The 21,624-nt window shown below is 72.7% G+C and carries 19 protein-coding genes; 10 read left to right on the top strand and 9 right to left on the bottom strand.

What is annotated here, in order from left to right:
• Nucleotides 1-33: 33 nt before the first annotated feature.
• Both ACZ7DY_RS09215 and ACZ7DY_RS09210 read left to right on the top strand, forming a co-directional pair.
• Nucleotides 34-1,404 carry an FtsW/RodA/SpoVE family cell cycle protein gene (locus tag ACZ7DY_RS09215; protein WP_471132004.1) on the top strand — a complete coding sequence of 457 codons (1,371 nt, stop codon included), beginning with the start codon at nucleotides 34-36 and terminating at the stop codon, nucleotides 1,402-1,404.
• Entirely contained in the window at nucleotides 1,401-2,861 is a 1,461-nt protein-coding gene (locus ACZ7DY_RS09210) for a penicillin-binding transpeptidase domain-containing protein (protein ID WP_471132001.1), read from the top strand. Before ACZ7DY_RS09215 ends, ACZ7DY_RS09210 begins: the two co-directional genes overlap by 4 nt.
• Nucleotides 2,862-2,870: 9 nt before the next feature.
• Here the strand turns inward: ACZ7DY_RS09210 and ACZ7DY_RS09205 are convergent, their stop codons facing one another.
• On the bottom strand, nucleotides 2,871-3,977 hold the full coding sequence (locus ACZ7DY_RS09205) for a ferritin-like domain-containing protein (protein ID WP_471131999.1): 1,107 nt from the start codon (nucleotides 3,975-3,977) through the stop codon (nucleotides 2,871-2,873).
• A 125-nt stretch (nucleotides 3,978-4,102) separates the two neighbouring features.
• On the opposite strand from ACZ7DY_RS09205, the gene ACZ7DY_RS09200 reads away from it, so the two are divergent.
• The 4 genes from ACZ7DY_RS09200 (at nucleotide 4,103) to ACZ7DY_RS09185 (ending at nucleotide 7,452) form a co-directional block, all read left to right on the top strand.
• Nucleotides 4,103-5,041 carry an AurF N-oxygenase family protein gene (locus tag ACZ7DY_RS09200; protein WP_471131996.1) on the top strand — a complete coding sequence of 313 codons (939 nt, stop codon included), beginning with the start codon at nucleotides 4,103-4,105 and terminating at the stop codon, nucleotides 5,039-5,041.
• 56 nt (nucleotides 5,042-5,097) lie between these two features.
• Nucleotides 5,098-5,823, top strand: coding sequence for a TetR/AcrR family transcriptional regulator (locus ACZ7DY_RS09195; protein ID WP_471131993.1), 726 nt, complete (start codon nucleotides 5,098-5,100; stop codon nucleotides 5,821-5,823).
• A gap of 37 nt (nucleotides 5,824-5,860) precedes the next feature.
• Nucleotides 5,861-6,145, top strand: a complete 285-nt coding sequence (locus tag ACZ7DY_RS09190) for a hypothetical protein (protein ID WP_471131992.1) — start codon at nucleotides 5,861-5,863, stop codon at nucleotides 6,143-6,145.
• A 143-nt stretch (nucleotides 6,146-6,288) separates the two neighbouring features.
• On the top strand, nucleotides 6,289-7,452 hold the full coding sequence (locus ACZ7DY_RS09185) for a C40 family peptidase (protein ID WP_471131990.1): 1,164 nt from the start codon (nucleotides 6,289-6,291) through the stop codon (nucleotides 7,450-7,452).
• Here the strand turns inward: ACZ7DY_RS09185 and ACZ7DY_RS09180 are convergent.
• Genes ACZ7DY_RS09180 through ACZ7DY_RS09160 form a run of 5 tightly spaced genes read right to left on the bottom strand, consistent with a single transcriptional unit; the run spans nucleotide 7,422 to nucleotide 13,249 of the window.
• A complete protein-coding gene (locus tag ACZ7DY_RS09180; protein WP_471131989.1) occupies nucleotides 7,422-8,660 on the bottom strand; it encodes a styrene monooxygenase/indole monooxygenase family protein in 1,239 nt (412 codons plus the stop codon). The two genes, ACZ7DY_RS09185 and ACZ7DY_RS09180, sit on opposite strands and share 31 nt — an antisense overlap.
• Before the next feature lie 57 nt (nucleotides 8,661-8,717).
• Complete coding sequence (locus ACZ7DY_RS09175; RefSeq protein ID WP_471131988.1) at nucleotides 8,718-9,335, bottom strand: GTP-binding protein; 618 nt, start codon at nucleotides 9,333-9,335, stop codon at nucleotides 8,718-8,720.
• On the bottom strand, nucleotides 9,316-9,735 hold the full coding sequence (locus ACZ7DY_RS09170; RefSeq protein WP_471131987.1) for a DUF742 domain-containing protein: 420 nt from the start codon (nucleotides 9,733-9,735) through the stop codon (nucleotides 9,316-9,318). The genes ACZ7DY_RS09175 and ACZ7DY_RS09170 overlap by 20 nt, the downstream gene beginning before the upstream one ends.
• On the bottom strand, nucleotides 9,732-10,298 hold the full coding sequence (locus tag ACZ7DY_RS09165; protein ID WP_471131985.1) for a roadblock/LC7 domain-containing protein: 567 nt from the start codon (nucleotides 10,296-10,298) through the stop codon (nucleotides 9,732-9,734). Before ACZ7DY_RS09165 ends, ACZ7DY_RS09170 begins: the two co-directional genes overlap by 4 nt.
• A gap of 8 nt (nucleotides 10,299-10,306) precedes the next feature.
• Nucleotides 10,307-13,249, bottom strand: coding sequence for a sensor histidine kinase (locus ACZ7DY_RS09160; RefSeq protein ID WP_471131983.1), 2,943 nt, complete (start codon nucleotides 13,247-13,249; stop codon nucleotides 10,307-10,309).
• Nucleotides 13,250-13,608: 359 nt separating this feature from the next.
• Between ACZ7DY_RS09160 and ACZ7DY_RS09155 the strand changes: the two genes are divergently transcribed.
• On the top strand, nucleotides 13,609-14,454 hold the full coding sequence (locus ACZ7DY_RS09155) for a hypothetical protein (RefSeq protein ID WP_471131981.1): 846 nt from the start codon (nucleotides 13,609-13,611) through the stop codon (nucleotides 14,452-14,454).
• A 272-nt stretch (nucleotides 14,455-14,726) separates the two neighbouring features.
• On the opposite strand, the gene ACZ7DY_RS09150 is transcribed toward ACZ7DY_RS09155, so the two are convergent.
• On the bottom strand, nucleotides 14,727-15,215 hold the full coding sequence (locus tag ACZ7DY_RS09150; protein ID WP_471131979.1) for a MarR family winged helix-turn-helix transcriptional regulator: 489 nt from the start codon (nucleotides 15,213-15,215) through the stop codon (nucleotides 14,727-14,729).
• 257 nt (nucleotides 15,216-15,472) lie between these two features.
• On the opposite strand from ACZ7DY_RS09150, the gene ACZ7DY_RS09145 reads away from it, so the two are divergent.
• Nucleotides 15,473-16,306, top strand: a complete 834-nt coding sequence (locus ACZ7DY_RS09145; protein WP_471131978.1) for a lysozyme — start codon at nucleotides 15,473-15,475, stop codon at nucleotides 16,304-16,306.
• 66 nt (nucleotides 16,307-16,372) lie between these two features.
• Here the strand turns inward: ACZ7DY_RS09145 and lon are convergent, their stop codons facing one another.
• Nucleotides 16,373-18,793: an endopeptidase La gene (gene lon, locus ACZ7DY_RS09140; protein WP_471131975.1), complete on the bottom strand. Its 2,421-nt coding sequence runs from the start codon at nucleotides 18,791-18,793 to the stop codon at nucleotides 16,373-16,375.
• A 249-nt stretch (nucleotides 18,794-19,042) separates the two neighbouring features.
• Here lon and ACZ7DY_RS09135 point away from each other — a divergent pair, with 249 nt between their 5' ends.
• Nucleotides 19,043-20,080, top strand: coding sequence for a methyltransferase (locus ACZ7DY_RS09135; protein ID WP_471131973.1), 1,038 nt, complete (start codon nucleotides 19,043-19,045; stop codon nucleotides 20,078-20,080).
• 62 nt (nucleotides 20,081-20,142) lie between these two features.
• Complete coding sequence (locus tag ACZ7DY_RS09130) at nucleotides 20,143-20,784, top strand: GNAT family N-acetyltransferase (RefSeq protein ID WP_471131971.1); 642 nt, start codon at nucleotides 20,143-20,145, stop codon at nucleotides 20,782-20,784.
• On the opposite strand, the gene ACZ7DY_RS09125 is transcribed toward ACZ7DY_RS09130, so the two are convergent.
• Nucleotides 20,711-21,541 (bottom strand): rhomboid-like protein, encoded by an 831-nt coding sequence (locus ACZ7DY_RS09125; RefSeq protein ID WP_471132437.1) that lies wholly within the window; start codon nucleotides 21,539-21,541, stop codon nucleotides 20,711-20,713. The genes ACZ7DY_RS09130 and ACZ7DY_RS09125 overlap by 74 nt on opposite strands.
• Between the last annotated feature and the right edge of the window lie 83 nt (nucleotides 21,542-21,624).

Genomic DNA, 21,624 nt, shown 5'->3' with positions numbered 1-21,624 from the left:
GACTTGAGGCTGATTGCTTGCTACGTTCCCGGCATGGCCGGAACGAGCACGGGCTCCGCACCCCCCGCGGTCCCCGCTGTCCGCGTCCCGCGCCGCCGCGGCACCGAACTGGCCCTGCTCGTCGTCGCCGTCCTGCTCTCCGTCTACGGCTACTGCGACGTCGGCCTCGCCAAGTACGGCACCGTTCCGCCCGGCGCCGCCGGTTACGGCGCCGGGCTCGGTGTGCTCGCCCTCCTCGCCCACGTGGCCGTCCGCTTCCGCGCCCCGTACGCCGATCCGCTGCTGCTGCCCATCGCGGTGCTCCTCAACGGCCTGGGCCTGGTGCTCATCTACCGCCTCGACCTGGAGACGCCGAACGACGAGGCCGCGCCGGCCCAGCTCATCTGGTCGACCATCGGCGTGGGCCTGTTCATCGCCGCCGTGCTCTTCCTGCGCGACCACCGCGTGCTCCAGCGCTACGCCTACCTCTCCGTCGTCGCCGCCCTGGTCCTGATGATCGTGCCGATCTTCTTCCCCGCCGTGAACGGCGCCCGGATCTGGATCAGGTTCGGCGCCTTCTCCTTCCAGCCCGGCGAGTTCGCCAAGATCCTGCTCGCCGTCTTCTTCGCCAGCCACCTCGCGGCCAACCGCAACGCCCTCGCCTTCACCGGCCGCACCATCTGGCGGTTCACCCGCCTCCAGCTGCCCACCGGACGTGTCCTCGGGCCCATCGTCGCGGTCTGGCTGCTCAGCGTCGGCGTGCTGATCCTGGAGCGCGACCTCGGCACCTCGCTGCTCTTCTTCGGCCTCTTCGTGATCCTGCTGTACGTGGCCACCGGCCGCACCGGGTGGATCGCGGTCGGCCTGCTGCTCGCCGCGCTCGGCGCGTTCGCCGTCGGCTCCCTCGAGCCGCACGTCCACAGCCGGGTGCAGGACTGGCTGCACCCCTTCGCCTCCATCGAGGCGGGCCAGGGCCCCAACCAACTCGCGCAGTCCCTCTTCGCGTTCGCCGCCGGCGGGATGCTCGGCGCCGGTCTCGGGCTCGGCCACTCCATCCTCATCGGCTTCGCCGCGAAGTCCGACTTCATCCTGGCGACCGCCGGCGAGGAGCTGGGACTCGCGGGGCTCTGCGCGATCTTCCTGCTCTACGCGCTGCTCGTGGAGCGCGGCTTCCGGGCCGGTCTCGCGCTGCGCGACCCCTTCGGGCGGCTGCTCGCGATCGGGCTCGCCTCCATCGTCGCGCTGCAGGTCTTCGTGATCGCGGGCGGTGTCACCGGCCTCATCCCGCTCACCGGGATGGCGATGCCCTTCCTCGCGCAGGGCGGCTCGTCGGTCGTCACCAACTGGATCATCGTGGCGCTGCTGATCCGCGTCAGCGACTCGGCGCGCAGCCAGCCGGGACCGGTCGCGGAGGCCGCCGGGTGACCGGGCACATCCGCCACGCCGCCGCCTTCTGCGCGCTGCTCCTGTTCGCGCTGCTCGTCAACGCCACCCGCGTCCAGGTCGTCCAGTCCGACTCCCTCGACCGCAACCAGGCCAACCGCCGCAACGCCATCGCCCGGTTCGACCAGCCGCGCGGCGACATCCTGGTCGACGGCCGGCCCGTCACCGGCTCCAAGGACACCGGCGAGCAGCTCCGCTACGAACGCACCTACAGAAACGGCCCGTTGTACGCGCCCGTGACCGGCTTCGCCTCCCAGGTGTACGGCACGACGTTCCTGGAGGACGCCGAGGACGGCATCCTCTCCGGCACCGACCCGATGCTCGCCCCGCTGCCCCTGTGGAACGACATCTCCCGCACGCAGAACCCCGGCGGCCGGGTGGAGACCACCATCAGGGCGGCGGCGCAGCGGGCCGCGTACGCGGGGCTCGGCGGCAAGCGGGGCGCGGTGGCCGCCCTCGAACCCTCGACGGGCGAGATCCTCGCCCTGGTCAGCACCCCCTCGTACGATCCGGAGCGGCTCTCCGGGACCAGCGCGCAGGTCGCGGACGCCTGGGCGGAGCTGAACGGCAGCCCGGTCAAGCCGATGCTGAACCGCGCGATCCGCCAGACCTATCCGCCCGGGTCGACGTTCAAGGTGGTCACGGCCGCCGCGGCGCTCGACGCGGGCACGGTGACGGATCCGGACGCGCCGACCAAATCCCCGAGCCCGTACACGCTGCCCGGTACCACCACCCAGCTGACCAACGAGGTGGAGGGCTGCGCCGACGCGTCGCTGCGCTACGCCTTCCGGTGGTCGTGCAACACGTTCTTCGCGAAGCTCGGGGTCGACACGGGGCTCGGCCGGATGTCCGACACGGCGCGGAACTTCGGCTTCAACGACCGGGGGCTGAAGATCCCCTCGTCCGTCGCGGCGAGCAACTTCGACACCTCGATGGACAAGGCGCAGCTCGCGCTCTCCTCCATCGGGCAGTACGACACCCGGGCGACCCCGTTGCAGATGGCGATGGTCGCGGCGGCCGTGGCCAACGGCGGGCAGGTCAAGTCGCCGCACCTGGTGGCCCGTACGACCACCGACGACGGCGATGTGATCGACACGGCGGGCACCAAGTCCCTGGCGCAGGCGATGAATCCGGCCACCGCGATGCAGCTGCGCGAGATGATGCGGCAGGTCGTCGACGAGGGAACCGGCACGAACGCGGCGATCCCCGGCGTGACCGTCGGCGGCAAGACGGGCACCGCCCAGCACGGCGTCGACAACACCGGCACGCCGTACGCGTGGTTCATCTCGTGGGCGCAGGCGCCGGGCGACGGGGAGCCTTCGGTGGCCGTCGCGGTGGTCGTCGAGGACGCGTCGGCGGACCGGGGCGACATCAGCGGGGGCGGGAGCGCGGCGCCGATCGCCCGCGCGGTGATGGAGGCGGTGCTCGGCCCCCGCTGACGCCGGACGTCAGCCGGCCTCGCCGGCCGCGATGGCGTCCCGCACCTCCGCCACGCGCGCCTGCTCCTCGGCCGCGAAGCGCTCGGCGTCCAGCTTCTCGGCGATCTCCTCGTCCTGGGCCATCAGCCGGTCGAGGTTGGCGTCGCCCATCTCGAAGACGCCCATGTCGACGTAGGCCTCCTGAAGGCGCTTGCCCCACAGCCCGATGTCCTTGACGCAGGGCACGATGCGGGAGAACAGCAGCTGGCGGAAGAGCGCGAGGAATTCGGACTGCTCGCTGTACTCCTCGGCCTGTGCCCTGGGGATGCCGAAGTTCTCCAGGACCTCGGTGCCGCGCAGCCGGTCGCGCATCAAGTAGCAGCCCTCGATGACGAATTCCTCGCGTTCGCGCAGTTCCGCGTCGGTGAGCTGGGTGTAGTAGTCGCGCAGCGCCATCCTGCCGAAGGCCACGTGCCGGGCCTCGTCCTGCATGACGTAGGCGAGGATCTGTTTGGGCAGGGGTTTGTCGGTGGTGTCGCGGATCATGCCGAACGCGGCGAGCGCGAGCCCCTCGATGAGGACCTGCATGCCGAGGTAGGGCATGTCCCAGCGGGAGTCGCGCAGGGTGTCGCCGAGCAGCGCCCGGAGGCTGTCGTTGATCGGGTAGAGCATCCCGATCTTGTCGTGCAGGAAGCGGCCGTAGACCTCCGCGTGGCGGGCCTCGTCCATGGTCTGGGTCGCGGAGTAGAACTTGGCGTCGAGGTCGGGGACGGACTCCACGATGCGGGCGGCGCAGACCATCGCGCCCTGCTCGCCGTGGAGGAACTGGCTGAACTGCCAGGAGGCGTAGTGCTTGCGCAGTTCGCCCTTGTCCTTGTCGGTCATCTTCGCCCAGTGGGGCGTGCCGTAGAGCGTCATGGACTCGTCGGGGGTGCCGAGGGGGTCGAGGGGGTCGACCTCCAGCTCCCAGTCGATGCGGCGTGCGCCGTCCCACTGTTTGTCCTTGCCCTTCTGGTAGAGGGCGAGGAGGCGCTCGCGGCCTTCGTCGTACTCCCAGCTGAAGCGGGCCGAACTGGCTGACGGTACTTGCCAGTTGAGACCAGCGGGTGGACTCGTGTAGAGCTCGTGCGTCGCCATGAGGGCAGGCTCACACGCTGCTGGACAAGCGGTCAACAAGTCGTGCGCAAGGGATTGACGGCCTTGCTGACAAGCAGTCTCATAAGTCCTGACCGCCGGTAACCCGCGACAAGGCAGGGACAGTCATGACGACCGTGACGGAAGACATTTCGCCGGAGGGCCTGCGGGACGCGCTCGGAGCGCTCAAGGACCGGGAACAGGTGGCCGTCCGGCTCCTGGAGTCGTCCGCCAAGCACTCCTTCGACCCCGACAAGGAGCTCGACTGGGACGCCCCGGTCGAGGAGGGCAAGTGGTTCTGGCCGCCGGAGCTCGTCTCCCTCTACGACACCCCGCTGTGGAAGCGGATGTCGCAGGAGCAGCGGCTCGACCTCGCCCGCCACGAGGCCGCCTCGCTCGCCTCGCTCGGCATCTGGTTCGAGATCATCCTGATGCAGCTGCTCGTCCGGCACATCTACGACAAGTCGGTGACCAGCGCCCACGTGCGGTACGCGCTCACCGAGATCGCCGACGAGTGCCGGCACTCCATGATGTTCGCGCGGATGATCCAGAAGGGCGGCGCCCCGACCTACCCGGTCACGCGCCTCAACCACAACCTCGCCCGCGTCCTCAAGACGGTCTCCACCACCCCCGGCTCGTTCGCCTGCACGCTGCTCGGTGAGGAGATCCTCGACTGGATGCAGCGCCTCACCTTCCCGGACGAGCGCGTCCAGACGCTGGTGCGCGGTGTGACCCGCATCCACGTCGTCGAGGAGGCCCGCCATGTGCGGTACGCCCGCGAGGAGTTGCGGCGCCAGATGGTGACCGCGCCCCGCTGGGAGCGGGGCCTTACGCGGGTCAGCTGCGGCGAGGCCGCCCGGGTCTTCTCGATCGCCTTCATCAACCCCGAGGTGTACACGAACGTCGGCCTCGACCGGCGCGAGGCCCTCGCCCAGGTCAAGGCGAGCGGCCACCGCCGCGAGGTCATGCAGACCGGGGCGAAGCGGCTGACGGACTTCCTCGACGACATCGGCGTCATGCGGGGCGTCGGGCGGCGGCTCTGGCGTAGTTCCGGGTTGCTGGCCTGACCTCCGCGGCGGTCTCCACGCCCCTGGCGCGGCGCTCCCCGAGTTACGCTGCTGGGATGACCTCGCCGGCCACCACCCCCGCGTACCGCCGCCTCAGCGTCGAGGCGCGGCGGCGGCAGCTCCTGGACTCCGCGCTCACCCTCTTCGCGCACCGCGCGCCGGAGGAGGTCAACCTCGACGACGTCGCCGAGGCGGCCGGGGTCTCGCGCCCCCTCGTCTACCGCTACTTCCCCGGCGGGAAGCAGCAGCTGTACGAGGCCGCGCTGCGCTCTGCCGCCGACGACCTGGAGCAGTGCTTCGACGAGCCGCCCCGGGGCCCGCTCACCCAGCGGCTCTCGCGGGCGCTCGACCGGTACCTGGCCTTCGTCGACCAGCACGACACCGGCTTCAGCGCGCTGCTGCAGGGCGGCAGCGTGGTGGAGACCTCGCGGACGACGGCCATCGTGGACGGCGTGCGCAGGGCCGCCGCCGAGCACATCCTCAGCCATCTGGACGTGCCTGAGCCCGGCCCCCGGCTGCGGATGACGGTCCGGATGTGGATCACCGCGGTCGAGGCGGCCTCGCTGATCTGGCTCGACGAGAACAAGCAGCCGCCGCTGGACGAGCTGCGGGACATGCTCGTCGAGCAGTTCATGGCGGTCCTCGTGGCGACCGCGGGACGCGACCCGCAGACGGCGGACGTCGTGCGGTGGGCGCTGACCCTGGAGACGCCCGAGGGACCCGTCGGCAGCCTCGCCCGGCACGTGCTGCCCGTGGTGGCCGACGCGGCCCACCTGCTCTGACGCCCGCGCGGCGGCGCCGCGGTGTGACACTGGGGGCGTGAAGAGCGAAGACACCCCCTTCGTGGGTGGCCCCCTGGACGGCCGGGTGCTCCCGGTGCTGCTCGGGCCGACGGGACACCCGCCGAAGGTGTACCGCGTGCCCGTCCCGGACGACGCGGGCGGGCCCCCGACCGTCCTCGTCTACCGCAGGACCGACGCCCGGCCGGACCGCCGCCTCTCGCTGACCCCGAAGTGGCGCTACGAGTTCGACGCCTCCGGCGACCAGGGCGGCGGCCTGAAGTGGCCGTGGTCGAAGCCCTCCCGGCCCGGCCCCGCCGACTAGGCCACGGCAAGGCGCCGCGCCGCCGCGCCCTGTACGAGTGACCTCATTGCGCCACCCGCCCGCCGCCCGCGAGCGGGACCCGCACCCCGGCCCGATGCTCGCGGTGCGTGCCGGAGGGGCCGGCGCGCACCGGAGGTGATGAGGTGTCAGGAACGTTGCTGCGGTGGGTCTGCACGGGTGCCGTGGCGGGCGCCCTGGTCATGGCGCCGGTGGGGGCGCACGCGGCGCCCGCGCCCGCGCCGGGCCCCGGCGAGCGCTCCGTCACCCAGCTCCTGTCGGACCTCCGGCGGCTGTACCGCTCGGCGGAGGAGGCCACGGAGACGTACAACGCCACCGCCGAGAAGCTGAAGAAGCAGCGCGCCGAGGCGGCGCGGCTCGCCGGGAAGCTGGCGAAGGCGCGCGCGTCGGTGCGCGACAGCCGGGGCGACGCGGGCCGGTTCGCCCGCCAGCAGTACCAGGGCGCCGGCGACCTCTCCCCCTACCTGCGCCTGCTCCTCGCCCGCGACCCGCAGCGCGCCCTCGACCAGGGGCACGTGATCCGGCGGGTGGCCGCGGGCCGGGCCGCGACGGTGGAGCGGCTCGTCGGCGGCGCGAAGAAAGCGGACGACCTCGCGGGCGCGGCGAAGAAGGCCCTGGCCGACCGGGCGGCCCTGGCGGCCCGGCAGAAGAAGCAGCGGGACAAGGTCGACGGGCGGCTGCGCGAGGTCGAGCGGATGCTCGCCGCGCTCACCCCCGAGCAGCTGGTCGCCCTGCGCGAGGCCGAGGAGAAGGGCTCGGCCGAGGCGCAGCGCGCGTTCATGGCGTCCGGCGCGCTCGGCGGCAGCCCCGCCGCCCGCGCCCCCTCCCGGCAGGGCGACAAGGCCCTCGACTACGCGGTACGGCAGATCGGGCGGCCCTACGAGTGGGGCGCCGAGGGACCCAAGGCGTTCGACTGCTCGGGGCTGACGCAGCGGGCCTGGGCGCACGCGGGCCGGGAGATCCCGCGCACCAGCCAGGAGCAGTGGGAGCGGCTGCGCCGCGTCCCGTTGGCGAAGCTGCGCCCCGGCGACCTGGTCGTCTACTTCCCCGGGGCCACGCACGTGGCGATCTACCTGGGCGACGGCAAGGTCGTGCAGGCGCCGCGCCCCGGCGCCCGCGTCAAGGTCTCGCCGATCGCGGCCAACCCGGTCCTCGGCGCGGTGCGGCCCGACCCCGGGGGCCGGGCCATGCACGGCTACGCGCCGCCCCGGCTGCCCGAGGGCGCCACCTCGGGCAGCGACCTCGGGTACGACGCCGGTCAGGCGCCGGGCGCCACGGACTCCAGGTAGGCGGCGGCCTTCTCCGGGTCGAAGAAGAAGTTCTCGAAGTCGGCCGGGTCGTTGAAGCCGTTGGCGAACCGGTCGGCGACGGGCTGGAGCTGCCCGGCCGCGCCGAGGATGTTCAGGACGTGCTCGGGCGGCGCGCCCAGCATGGCGTTGGTCCACTTGGTGACGTGCCGCGCGGTCTCCCAGTAGCGGTCGAACGCCGACTGCATCCATGCCTCGTCGAAGGGCCTGTCGCCGTGCTCGACGATGGAGGAGAGGTACGAGGCGGCGCACTTGGACGCCGAGTTGGAGCCCTGGCCGGTGATCGGGTCGTTGGCGACGACGACGTCGGCGACGCCGAGGACCAGACCGCCGCCGGGGAGCCGGCCGATGGGCTTGCGGACCGTGGGCGCGTACCGGCCGGCCAGCGTGCCGCCCGCGTCGGTCAGTTCGACCTTGGTGGCGCGCGCGTACTCCCAGGGCAGGAACTTCTCCAGGAGTTCGAGGGTCAGCGCGAGGTGCTCGCTCGGGTCCTTGACGCCCTGGAAGACGTCGAGGGGGCCGCCGGGGACGCCCTCCCAGAAGAGGATGTCCGCGCGGCCGGAGGTGGTGAGCGTCGGCATGACGAAGAGCTCGCCGACACCGGGCACCAGGTTGCAGCGCACCGCGTCGAACTCGGGGTGCTCGGGGCGCGGGCCGAGGCCGTGGACGTAGGCGACCGCGAGGGCGCGCTGCGGCTCGCTGAACGGGGAGCGCGAGGCGTCCCGCTCGAACATCGAGACCAGCTCGCCCTTGCCCGCGGAGACGAGGACCAGGTCGTAGCTGCGCGCGAAGTAGTCGAGGTCGGAGACGGCCGCGCCGTGGATGACCAGCTGGCCGCCGCGCTGCGCGAACGTCTCCATCCAGCCGGCCATCTTCACGCGCTGGTCGACGGATTGGGCGTACCCGTCGAGCCTGCCGACCCAGTCGATGACGCGGGAGGAGTCCGGCCCCGCGACCGAGACGCCGACGCCCTCGATCTTCGGGGCCTGCGACTCCCAGAAGTTCGCCTGGATGTCGCGCTCGTGCTGGAGCGCCGTGTGGAACATACACTGGGTGGACATGACCCGGCCGGACCGGATCTCGTCCGCCGTGCGGTTGGACATCAGGGTGACCTCGTACCCCTGCGCCTGGAGTCCGAGGGCGATCTGGAGCCCGGACTGGCCGGCTCCGACGACAAGTATCTTCCGCATGGGGGCACTTCTCCTACGTACGTTCTCTGGGGCTGAGGCCGTGGGGGGTGGCGTCGGCTATTCGGGGGTGGCGTCCAGCGCGTGCCCGACCAGGGCGAGCAGCGACTCGATCACCGAGATCCGCTGCCGGGCGTCCATGATCAGTACGGGGATGTGCGCGGGCACGGTCAGCGCCTCGCGCACGTCGGCCACCTCGAACCTCTCGCTGCCGTCGAAGTGGTTGACGGCCACGATGTACGGCAGGCCGCAGCTCTCGAAGTAGTCGAGCGCCGGGAAGCAGTCCGAGAGGCGGCGGGTGTCGGCGAGCACGACGGCGCCGATCGCGCCGCGCACCAGGTCGTCCCACATGAACCAGAAGCGCTGCTGGCCGGGCGTGCCGAACAGGTAGAGCACCAGGTCGTCGTCGAGCGTGATGCGGCCGAAGTCCATGGCGACCGTCGTGGTCGTCTTCTCCGGGGTGCCGCTCAGGTCGTCGGTGTCGGCGCTCGCCTGCGTCATCAGCGCCTCCGTCTGGAGCGGCGTGATCTCGGAGACGGCGGTGACCAGCGTCGTCTTGCCGACGCCGAAACCACCCGCCACCACTATCTTCGTGGCGATCGGGGCACGTGACCTGTCCGTCTGCCAGGCCTGCAACTGACCCTCGTTCTCGAGGAGTTCAGAGACGGCGGAGTCCACTCAGCACCCTTTCCAGCAGTGCGCGGTCGGGCTGTCCCGGGCCGTGCCCCGTTCCGTACACGCGGATCTTTCCCTGGTCGGCGAGGTCGCTGAGGAGGACGCGGACCACGCCGAGCGGCATCTTGAGGAGCGCCGAGATCTCCGCCACCGTCCGCATGCGGCGGCAGATCTCCACGATCGCCCGCATCTCCGGCATGACCCGCGCCAGCGTGCCCTTGGGCAGTTCGAGCCGCTCCTCGGGCGCCTCCAGCGCGGCGACGAACGTCTCGACGAGCAGGACGTGACCGAACCTGGTCCGGCCGCCGGTCAGCGAGTAGGGCCGCACCCGAGCGGGTTTGCGGTCACCGCCGCGCTGCGGCAGCTTCGGCGTCCTGCGGCTGCCGCCGCTGCTGCCGCTCATCGGGCGCTCTCCATCGACTGGCGCAGTTCGCTGCGGAGTTCGGGGGTGAGGACGTGCCCGGCGCGGCCGACGAAGAGCGCCATGTGGTACGCGACGACGCTCATGTCGCAGTCCGGGGTCGCGTGCACGCCGAGCAGCGAACCGTCGCTGATCGACATGACGAAGAGGCTGCCCTCCTCCATCGCGACCATGGTCTGCTTGACCGCGCCGCCGTCCATGAGCCTGGCGGCGCCGATGGTGAGGGAGCCGAGCCCCGACACGATGGTGGCGAGGTCGGCGCTGGAGCCCCTGGGGCCGGTGGGGTTGGCCGCGGGGCGCTCGGCGTTCCTGCCCGGGTCGGAGGAGAGCAGCAGGAGCCCGTCGGAGGAGACCACCGCGACGGAGAGCAGCCCGGGCACCTCCTCCACGAGGTTCGTCAGCAGCCAGTGCAGGTTGCGGGCTTCGCTGCTGAGCCCGTACGAGACGGAGCCACCGGATCCGGCGGCCTCGGCGGAGTTGCCGGGTTCGGCGGACTTGACGGGTTCAGTGGGCTTGGGTCCGGCGGAAGAACTGGGCGTGCGCATGGGCGCAGTCAACTGCTTGCCTCCTCGACTGAGTCCCCCATTACGTCTGCGGCTTGTGCGTTCTTTTCGTTACGTTGCGGCTGTTCTGCGTGGTCTGCCTGGTCTGCGCCGGCCGACGGGCCCGTCTCCGCGGCGAGTTCGGCCTCCACGTCCCGACGGCCGCTCTGCGCGCCCTGGTGGAAGCCGCCGAGACGGCGCCGGAGCGCCTCGGCGTCCACGGAACCGCTGCGGGGCCTGGGCGGCGCGGCGGGGGCCGTGATCTTCGGCGTCCGCTTCGGCAGCCCCTTGTCGGTGACACGCTCCCACTTGGGCGCGGGGGCGGGCTCGGGCTCTGGCTCCGGCTCGGGCTGCGGTGCCGGCTCCGGCTCGGGTGCCGGGGGCGGTACGAGCTCCATGGTGGTCTCCGCCGAGGGCGAAGGGGCCGGGGCGGGCTCGGGCGCCGTCCCGGGGGCCTCTTCGGGCTCAGGGGCGGGCTCCGGGGCGGGCTCCGAGGCCGGGAGCGCCGTTTCCAGGGTCCGCTCCGCCGCCGCTATCAGCGGGTCCTCCCCCTCGCCGGGGGCGGCGGCGGCCGCCACGCGTCCCGGGATGACGTTGGAGTTGGCCTCGGCCTCCGAGCCGGGCAGGTGGACGAGACCGGTGTCGCCGGGGCGGGGTGTCGTGCCCACGCCGGTGGGCGCCCCCGGCACGGACGGCGCCTGGGCCAGGATGCCGGACGGCAGCACCACGACCGCGGCGACCCCGCCCTGCTTCTGCTCCCGCAGCCGCACGCGGGCCCCGTGCCGCGCCGCGAGCCGCGCGACGACGTAGAGGCCGAGGCCGAGCCCGTCCCCGCTCTCCTGGTCGTACGCGTCGTCCGGGTCGAAGTCCGCGAGGCGGGCGTTGAGCTCGCGCATCCGGTCCTGGGCGACTCCGATGCCCTCGTCCTGGACGGAGAGCATGACCTCGCCGTTCTCCAGGAGCCAGCCGGACACCTCGACGGCCGCGTCGGGCGGCGAGAACGAGGTGGCGTTCTCCAGGAGTTCGGCGGTGAGGTGGCTGATGTCGTCCGCGGCGAACCCGGCGACGTGGGCGTGCGGCGGCAGCGTGGCGATGCGGACGCGTTCGTACCGCTCGATCTCGGAGACGGCCGCGCGCACCACGTCGACGAGCGGGACGGCACCGGGGTGCTGGTGGCCGTGTTCGGCACCGGCGAGGACGAGGAGGTTCTCGCTGTGCCGGCGCATGACCGTGGCCAGGTGGTCGAGTTTGAAGAGGGTGGCGAGCCGGTCCGGGTCCTGCTCGCGGTCCTCCAGGTTCTCGATGACGGCGAGCTGGCGCTCGACCAGGCCGAGGGTGCGCAGGGCGAGGTTGACGAAGGTGCCGTGGATGGACCGGCGGACCCGGTCCAGGTGCGCGGAGGCCTCGGCGAGCTCCTCGCGCAGCGCCGCGCGCTCGTCGGCCATGGACTGCCGCTGCCCGATGAGGTGCTTGCGGTCCGATTCGAGGGTGGCGAGCCGCTCGGTGAGGGCGGCGGCGTGGCCGTGCAGCGCGTTGACGGAGCGGACGACCTGCGCGAACTCGTCGTCGCGGCCGGTGAAGCGGATCGGCTCCTGCGGCGCGGGCTCGGTGGCGAGGCGGGCCGAGCCGAGCCGCAGGACGGCGAGCGGGCGGGTCAGCGAGCGGGCCGCGCCCATGGCGACGCCGACCGCGACGAGCAGGCAGACGCCGACGAGGGCGATCCGGATCTCCAGGGCCGTGACGTCGTCGTCGCGCAGCGCGGCGAGCTGCTTGGTGCGCTCGACGCCGAGCGCGGACTCGGCGCCGCGCATCGTCTCGATGCGGGCGGAGAGCGCGGCGTCGACCTTCTTCCTGTCGTAGCGCTGCTCGGCGGCGGAGAGCGTGGGCCGGTCGGTGAGGCTCTTGAGGTACTTCTCCGCGGCGGTGACCTCGGCGCCGGTCACGGTCGACTCGTACGTGGCGCGGGCGGGGTCGCCCGCCGCGTCCCGGAAGTCGGCGAGGGCGGCGAGCTCGCGGACGCGGGCCTGCTGGGCGGCGGTGCTGAGCTCGTCGCGGCGCCTGGTCTCGGCCGGGGACTCCTCGGTGCCGTTGGCCGGGAGGCCGGTGACCGGGTCGAGGGTGGTGGTGCCGTCGGCGGAGCGGGGCAGGGCGAGCGCGGCGAGGAGGAGGCCGCGGGCGGCGGCGGCCTGCTCGACGGCGTGGTCGAGGTCGGCGAGGGCGAGGGCGCCGTCGTTCGCCTCGGGGGGCAGCCGCTCGGCCAGGTCGCGGGTGAGCCCGTGGAGCTCGGCGATGACCTTGCTGTACGCCTCATGGGCTTCGAGAGCGGTGCTCTTGCCGGTGAGCGCCGCTCGGCGGACGGCGGCGATGTCCGCGAGGTCGTCGCGGAGCGCGGCGGGCGCGTCGGCGTCGCGGAGCTCGTCGATCTGCCGGTCCACGCGGGCGCTGCGGCTCTCGGAGAGCCCCTTGCCCTGGGGGCGGCCGGAGGCGATGAACGAGGTGACCTCGTCCCGCTCGTCGGCGAGTGAGTGGCCGAGGGAGACCGCCTGCTGGGTCTGCTCGGCGAGCGTCACGAGGCTCTGGGTGTCGTTCAGCCGTCCGGAGGCGGCGATGACAGCGGGCGCGCCCGCGCCCGCGACGGCGGCGGCCACCACGGCGACGGCGATGATCAGCCGATTGCGTACGCGCGCGGTGGGCGCCTTGTTGACCGGGGGCGCCGGAACGGGTGCTGCCGGGCCGGAGGAGGGGCCGGAGGAGGGCTGCGCGGCGGGCGGCGCCGCGGAGGCGTCAGCAGCGCCGGAGGTGGTGGCCCCGCCCGCTCCCGCGCCCGGGGAGGGGTCCGTGGCCGTGCGCTGCGGCGCACGGTCGGTCGGAGTGGTCGCGCCCGGCGTGGCCCCTTCCGGGGCCTTCTGCTTGCCTTTGCGCCCAGGCCGAATCTTCTGCACCGGTGCTCGCATTCCTGTTTTCGTCTGCCCTTGGGCCCGGGTGACGGTCTGTCAACACGAGCGCTCCCCCGGTACGGCTCCTGACCCTTCCAAGTGCCGGTGAGTGGCGGTCGTGCATCGCCTGCCTGGCCACCCGAAGGAGTGAACATCGGCGGGGAGTTGGCGGGCAAGTCCCGGCGGGGCGGCCGAATGGCCCGTGCGGTGCGCCGGTTGGACGTCGCTCAAAGGCTTTGGCAGGATGCGCCGCCACACCCCCGCCGGAGTTGATCATTCCGGTCGAATTCCGGCGCATGGGCCGCCGGTACGGGGCATTCCGCCTCCCCCGGACGACTTCCCTTCGCCCCTGTGAAGCCCTCGTGCAGACTGGCCGGATGCGTATCGAACTCGCCACCGAGCCCGGTGACCCCGCGCGCCCCAACGAGGACTACGCCTCGGTCTCGCTTCCCGCGTCCGGACAGGGCGGATCGCTGGTCCTCCTGGACGGCGTGACGCCACCCGAGGGGACGGTGGGCTGTCCGCATTCCGTTCCCTGGTTCACCGCACGGCTCGGCGGCGCCCTGGGCGAACTGTCCGTTTCACGGCGGGATATGACGCTCGCTGAGGTTCTGGCCGCGGCCATCACGCGTACGGCCGACGCCCATGGTTCAACCTGTGACCTTTCTCACCCTCGTACGCCTCAGGCAACGGTGGTGCTGGTGCGGTGGGACGCCGAACGCGTCGAGCACCTCGTCCTGTCCGACTCGGCGCTCCTCATCGGGGGCCCGGACGGCGAGGTCACCGCCATCCTCGACCGGCGCCTGGCGGAACTGCCGCCCGCCGTGCAGGCCCTGCGCGAGCAGGTGCGCGCCCTGCCGCGCGGCTCGGCCGAACGGGACGTGGCGGCCCGTGCGTACGGTGCCGCGGTCGAGGCCCTGCGCAACGCGGAGGACGGCTTCTTCACGGCCGCGGCCGACCCCACGGCCGCCCAGCGCGCGGTCACCGGGGAGCTGCCGCGGGCGGAGGTGACCGCGGTGGCGGCGCTCACCGACGGGGCCGGGCGGTGGGTCGAGACGTTCCGGGAGGGTGACTGGGCCGACTGCCTGACGCTGCTGCGCAAGCAGGGCCCGCAGCATCTGGTCGACCGGGTGCGGGCATTGGAACGCGCGGACCCGGACCGGCTCGCCTTCCCCCGCGGCAAACGACACGACGACGCGGCGGTCGTGTACGCGGAGTGGTGAGGGGGACGGTGCCGGTGCCGCCCGTACGGCGCCGGGGCTCAGCCACCCGTCGAGCCGGCACGGAAGGTCGCCGGGCACCCGGCGCCCGCGAAGGATGCGGCGACCTAAGCGCCCCGAAGCACCGCCGGCCCCCGGCGACCGCACGGCACCACCCGACCACCGACCACCCGACCGCACGGCACCACCCGACCGACCGGCTGACCGGCCGACCGCACGAGGCGCCACCCGACCGACCGCCGCACCACCCCACCGACCGACCGCCGCCCCCACCCTCAGCCGTCCGCGCCCTCGTTCAGTCGGCCGAGCAGGCGGGCCAGCTCGGCTACCTCTGTTCGCTCCCAGCCCGCGAGACGGCGCACGTACTGCGCGCGGCGCGCGGCCCGTACCGTGCGGAAGCGGGTGCGGCCGTCCGGGGTGAGCCGGATGAGCCAGGCCCGCCCGTCGGCCGGGTCGGGTTCGCGGGAGACCAGGCCGAGCTCCTCCAGCGCCCGCAGCTGGCGGCTCATCGTCGCCTTGCCGACACCGATGTAGGCCGCGAGCTCGGTGGCCCGCCGCGGCCCGGAGTCGTCCAGGCAGACGAGCAGCCCGTACGCGGCGGGCTCCAGATCGGGGTGGACCTGTCGCGCCATCTCGCCCGAGGAGGCCCGCGCCCGGCGCATCAGCAGCGACAACTCCCGCTCCAGGGCGAGGAACTCACGGTCCTCGCCCTGTTCCACGCCGTCCTGCGCGCCGCGCTCCACGCCCTCTTCTGCAGCACCCATGTCCCGCTTTCCCGATTCTGAAAGTTGTCGCCGGAAGGCTCTCGCGCCGCGGCCGTGGCGACAGCGGCCTGACCAGTATTTCGCAAGGTCGTGACCGTGCCGCCCCGATGGCGGCGTCACAGGAGTGGACCAACGGCAGAAGCCTGGACCCCTTCCCCGGCGGCGGTCTACGTGCGTAGCTTTTCAAGTGACATGTTCACACCACTGCATGTCGACAGGTCCCCACCGAGCACCACCGAGGCCTTCGGAGGCACGCCATGCCCGTGCACAGACCCGGACCGGCCCGCCGCTCGCGCTTGTCGCCGGCGGGGGTCCTCCTCGCAGCCCTTTCCGCCCTCTCCCTCCTCCTGGCGCTCCCCACGGCGGCCAGTGCGGACGACGTACCGCCGCGCGGCTCCGCCCGCCTCGGCCAGGGCGTCATCGAACACGACGGCCAGGGCGGTCTGCCCAGCGGCGGTGACGCCGTGCAGACCGAGGGCGTCGACGTCAGCAGCCACCAGGGCAACGTCGCCTGGTCGACCCTGTGGAACAGCGGGGTGAAGTGGGCCTACGTCAAGGCCACCGAGAGCACCTCGTACAAGAACCCCTACTTCGCGCAGCAGTACAACGGCGCCTACAACGTGGGCATGATCCGCGGCGCGTACCACTTCGCGACGCCCGACACCTCGAGCGGTGCCACCCAGGCCAACTACTTCGCGAGCAGTGGCGGGGGCTGGTCGCGTGACGGCAGGACGCTGCCGGGCGCGCTGGACATCGAGTGGAACCCCTACGGCGCGGCCTGCTACGGCAAGTCCCAGTCGGCGATGGTCAGCTGGATCGCGGACTTCCTGAACACCTACCGGGCGCGCACCGGCCGCGACGCCGTGATCTACACCGCCACCAGCTGGTGGAAGCAGTGCACCGGCAACTACGGCGGCTTCGGCGCGAGCAACCCGCTGTGGATCGCCCGTTACGACACGAGTCCGGGCGAACTCCCGGCCGGCTGGGACTTCCAGACGATGTGGCAGTACACGTCCTCAGGACCGACGGTCGGCGACCACAACAAGTTCAACGGCGCCTACGACAGGGTGCAGGCGCTCGCCAACGGCTGAGCGGGTCCCCCCGCGCACGCGAACGGCGGCCGTCCCGGTGCGGGTCGGCCGCCGTTCCCCTGTCCGCTACGCCGCGGCCGGGATCCTCACCTCGGCCTCGGTGAGGGCCAGTTCGAGCACCTGGCGGACATCCGTCACCGCGTGCACGTCGAGCTTCTCCAGGACCTCGGCGGGGACGTCGTCGAGGTCCGCCTCGTTGCGCTTCGGGATGATCACCGTGGTGATGCCGGCCCGGTGGGCGGCGAGCAGCTTCTGCTTGACGCCACCGATCGGCAGGACCCGGCCGGTCAGCGAGACCTCACCGGTCATCGCCACGTCCGTGCGGACGAGCCGCCCGCTGAGCAGCGAGGCGAGGGCGGTCGTCAGCGTGATGCCCGCGCTCGGCCCGTCCTTCGGCACGGCGCCCGCCGGGAAGTGGACGTGTACGCCGCGGTCCTTCAAGTCGCCGACGGGCAGCTCCAGTTCGGCGCCGTGCGAGCGCAGGAAGCTCAGCGCGATCTGCGCCGACTCCTTCATGACGTCGCCGAGCTGGCCGGTGAGCGTGAGCCCGGAGGCGCCGGTCTCCGGGTCGGCGAGCGACGCCTCCACGAACAGCACGTCGCCGCCGGCCCCGGTGACCGCGAGCCCGGTCGCCACGCCCGGCACCGCCGTGCGCCGCTCGGCCGGGTCCTGGGCGGACTCGGGCACGTGGTGCGGGCGCCCGATCAGGCCCCGCAGGTCCTCGTCCGTGACGGTGAACGGCAGTTCGCGCTCGCCCAGTTCGTGCTGGGCCGCCACCTTGCGGAGCAGCCGCGCGACGGACCGTTCGAGGTTGCGTACGCCCGCTTCGCGCGTGTACTCACCGGCGAGCTTGCGCAGCGCGCTCTCGTCGAGGGCGACCTCGTCCTTCTCCAGGCCCGCCCGCTCCAGCTGGCGCGGGAGCAGGTGGTCGCGGGCGATGACGATCTTCTCGTCCTCGGTGTAGCCGTCGAGGCGGACGAGCTCCATGCGGTCGAGCAGCGCCTCCGGGATGGCTTCCAGGACGTTGGCCGTGGCGAGGAACACCACGTCGCTCAGGTCGAGTTCGACCTCCAGGTAGTGGTCGCGGAAGGTGTGGTTCTGCGCCGGGTCGAGGACTTCGAGGAGGGCGGCGGCCGGGTCGCCCCGGAAGTCCGAGCCCACCTTGTCGATCTCGTCGAGGAGGACGACCGGGTTCATCGATCCGGCCTCCTTGATGGCCCGCACGATCCGTCCGGGCAGCGCCCCCACGTACGTACGGCGGTGGCCGCGGATCTCCGCCTCGTCGCGGACGCCGCCGAGCGCGACCCGCACGAACTTGCGGCCCATGGCGTGCGCGACGGACTCGCCGAGCGAGGTCTTGCCGACGCCGGGCGGGCCGACGAGGGCGAGCACGGCGCCGCCGCGGCGCCCGCCGACGACCCCGAGGCCGCGCTCGGAGCGGCGCTTGCGCACCGCGAGGTACTCGGTGATGCGCTCCTTGACGTCCTGCAGCCCGGAGTGTTCGGCGTCGAGGATCTCCTGGGCGCCCTTGATGTCGTACGCGTCCTCGGTGCGTTCGTTCCAGGGCAGTTCGAGGACGGTGTCGAGCCAGGTCCTGATCCAGGAGCCCTCGGGCGACTGGTCGCTGGCGCGCTCCAGCTTGTCGACCTCCTTGAGGGCGGCCTCGCGGACCTTCTCCGGCAGGTCGGCGGCCTCGACGCGGGCGCGGTAGTCGTCGGACTCCTCGGCCGCGTCCTTGCTGTCGCCGTTGAGCTCGCGCAGCTCCTTGCGGACCGCGTCGAGCTGGCGGCGGAGCAGGAACTCGCGCTGCTGCTTGTCCACGCCCTCCTGTACGTCCTTGGCGATGGACTCGGCGACGTCCTGCTCGGCGAGGTGCTCGCGCAGCTGCTCGGTGGCGAGCTTCAGGCGGGCGACCGCGTCCTCGGTCTCCAGGAGTTCGATCTTCTGCTGGGTGGTGAGGAACGGCGAGTATCCGGAGTTGTCGGCGAGCGCGGAGACGTCGTCGATCTGCGTGACGCGGTCGACGACCTGCCAGGCGCCGCGCTTCTTCAGCCAGCTGGTGGCGAGCGCCTTGTACTCCTTGACGAGCTCGGTCACATGGCCGGGCAGCGGCTCGGGGACGACGTCGTCGAGCTGCTGGCCCTCGACCCACAGGGCCGCCCCGGGCCCGGTCGTGCCGGCGCCGATCCGCACCCGGTCACGGCCGCGGATGAGGGCGCCGGGGTCGCCGTCGGAGAGGCGCCCGACCTGCTCGACGGTGCCGAGGACGCCGGTCGCGGCGTACGTCCCGTCGATGCGCGGAACAAGCAGCACCTTCGGCTTGCTGTCGCCACTGGAGCGCGCGGCGGCCTGGGCGGCCTCGACCGCGGCCCGCACGTCCGCGTCGGACAGATCGAAGGGCACCACCATGCCGGGCAGGACGACCTCGTCGTCGAGCGGCAGCACCGGCAGGGTGAGCGACGTGTACGTGGTGGACTCAGCAGCCATGATCTCCCCTTCGGCATTCAAGTTGAGCTATACCGGCTCAATGCTCATGAGCGCCGCGTTGTTCCCCCAACCGTGTTCGCTGTGAGCGATCAGGCGTGATGAAGCGGAGGGCGGGGAGGGGGCCGGGGTCCGGCTGCGGGCCCAGGGCTCATTTCCGGTCACGTATCCCGGGGGATGGCCTCCCGGTGGCGTTCCCTCGCGGCCGTTCCGTTGGGACCGTGGACGCTCCGACTCTCACGGAGGGCATCCATGGTCGACACACCCGGGATCGGCGGCGACGGCGGGCAGGACGTGGTCGGTCAGCTCGTGGAGCACGCGTTGGGGCACCTCTTCTCGGCGGCGCTGCGCACGGCGGCGCGCTGCCGGATGGCCGACCATCTGGCGGCGGGACCGCGCACCGCCGCCCAGCTGGCCGAGGCCACCGGCACGCACCCCGGACATCTGCGCCGCGTCCTGCGCCACCTCGCCACGCGCGGCATCTTCCGTGAGGACGCCGCGGGAGCGTTCCACCTCACGCCGGTCGGGGATGCGCTGCGCACGGACGTGCCGTACTCGCTGCACGCGGCGGTCCTCATGCTGACCGACCCGTCGTTCCAGCGGACCTCGGCCGCCCTGGAGGAGACGGTGCGCAAGGCGGGCCCGTCCTTCGAGCGGCTCTTCGGGAAGCCCTTCTTCGCCCACCTGGCCGAGGACCCCGCGCTGCGGGAGCTGTTCGACCACGGCATGAGCTCGCTCTCGGGCCCGGTCGACGTGGTGGTCGCCGGCACGTACCCCTTCCCGGAGAAGGGCACCGTGGTGGACGTCGGCGGAGGCCGGGGCGGGCTGCTGCGCGAGGTCCTGCGCGAGCGGCCCGGCCTGACGGGCGTCCTCTACGACCAGGCGCCGGCCGTGAGCACCCACGTGCTGGCCGGGGACGACGTGGTGCGGGGCCGGTGGCGGGCGGAGTCGGGGGACTTCTTCGCCTCGGTCCCCGACGGCGGCGACCTCTACGTGCTCAAGCACGTCCTGCACGACTGGCCCGACGACGCCTGTCTGCGGATCCTGCGCAACTGCCGGGCGGCGATGGCGCCGGACGCGCGCCTGGTGATCGTCGACTGCGTCCTGCCCACCGGCAACGCGCCCCACGTCGGCAAGACCCTGGACCTGGCGATGGCATCGGTCATCGACGGCCGGGAGCGGACGGAGGACGAGTTCTCCGCGCTGCTCACCGGGGCGGGGCTGCGGCTGACCCGGATCCTGCCGACGGAGACGTTCCCCTCGATCGTGGAGGCGGAGGCGGCGGGGTAGCGCGCGGAGCGGGGAGGGTCGACGCCACCCTCCCCGCCGGGACGAAGATCATCACGTGCAGAATGACGCTCATGTCGACAACGAACCCTCAGAGGCCGGGCCTTGCCGCCCCGCGTGCGGCGACGCCCGACGACGCCGAGACGATAGGCAACGCTCTGGCACGCGCCTTCGACGACGACCCGATGATGCGCTGGTTCTTCCCCGACGCCGCCACGCGTGAGAGCGGGCTCGGCCGCTACTTCGCCACCATCTTCACCCGGCAGTACGCCCGCCACGGCGTCTGCGAGCTCACCTCGGCGGCCGCCGCCTTCTGGGTGCCGCCGGGCGCCCAGGACAAGGCCGTCCCCGACGAGGAGACGCTCCAGGAGCTCGCGGGGATCCTGGGCGACCGCGCCCCGCTCTTCCGCGAGGCGGCCGCCGCGGCCGCGGGCCACGGCCCCCAGGAGCCCCACTGGTATCTGGCCGTGCTCGGCGCCGACCCGGCCGCGCAGGGCCTCGGTCACGGTGCCGCGCTGCTCCGCTCGGGCCTGGCCAAGGCCGACGCGGCCGGCCTCCCCGCCTACCTGGAGTCCTCCAAGCCGGAGAACCTCCCCTTCTACGAGCACTTCGGCTTCACGGTGCTCGGTGAGGTCAATCTCCCCGGGGGCGGACCGACCCTGTGGGCGATGCGCCGCGCACCGCTGCGGCCGGCCGGCACCGCCTGAGCAGCGGCCAGGTCGAGACGCCGATCACCAGCGCGAGCAGGTGGCCCCAGTTCGTCATCGGATCGGTGAACGCGATCAGGTCGTCGACCAGCATCCAGCCGAAGCCCGCGAGGACGGCCCAGCGCAGCCACGGCACGAGGAGCCCGGCGAGCGCGCCGACGCTGGCGGCCACGCCGAAGCTGATGCCGTAGTCGAGCCGGTGCAGCGAACTGTCGGGCAGCCGCCCCGCCAGCACCGAGAAGGCGACCGGGACCTCGGTCACGAGCGTGGCCACGACGTGACCGAGGAGGAAGACACCGGCGGTGCGCAGCCCCCCGATGCGGCGCTCCAGCGCGGTGAGCACCAGCAGGAAGCCCAGCGCGTACGGGGAGGTGATGCCGCCCGCGATCCACAGGGCACTGGCGACAAGGACGAGGACGGGACGGTGCGCGAGGTGCGCCACGTCCGTGCTGGAGCCCTGCAGGAGCGAGGAGACGAGGTCGGGGTCGGCGTACCGCGCGACCATCGAGGTGACGGCGAGGACGAGCGCGTACCCGAAGGTGAACGGCGTGCCGGTGGGCGTGGGCAGGAGCCGCCAGGGGCGCGCTCTGCCGATGACGCCCGGCAGGCGGTCCGCACGCGCGCGTGGCCCGCGGGACGCGTCGGGCAGGGGGTCGCCGGGCGAGGAGTCCCGCGGCGGGGAGCTTCTCGGCGGGGCCTGACGCGTGGTCTGTCTCGGTATTCCGTTCAGAGTGCCGGGCGTCTCGGGGCCGGGCACTCCAGGGCCGGCCGCACCCCCGCTCGACGGCGACCGTCCACCGGACGGCGCGTGTCTGCTGGACGGCTTCTCTCCGCCGGACG

It is taken from the genome of Streptomyces sp. NPDC037013 (assembly GCF_055607265.1).
The sequence above is the reverse complement of the archived record's forward strand: the minus strand, read 5'-3'. Positions and strand labels throughout refer to the sequence as shown.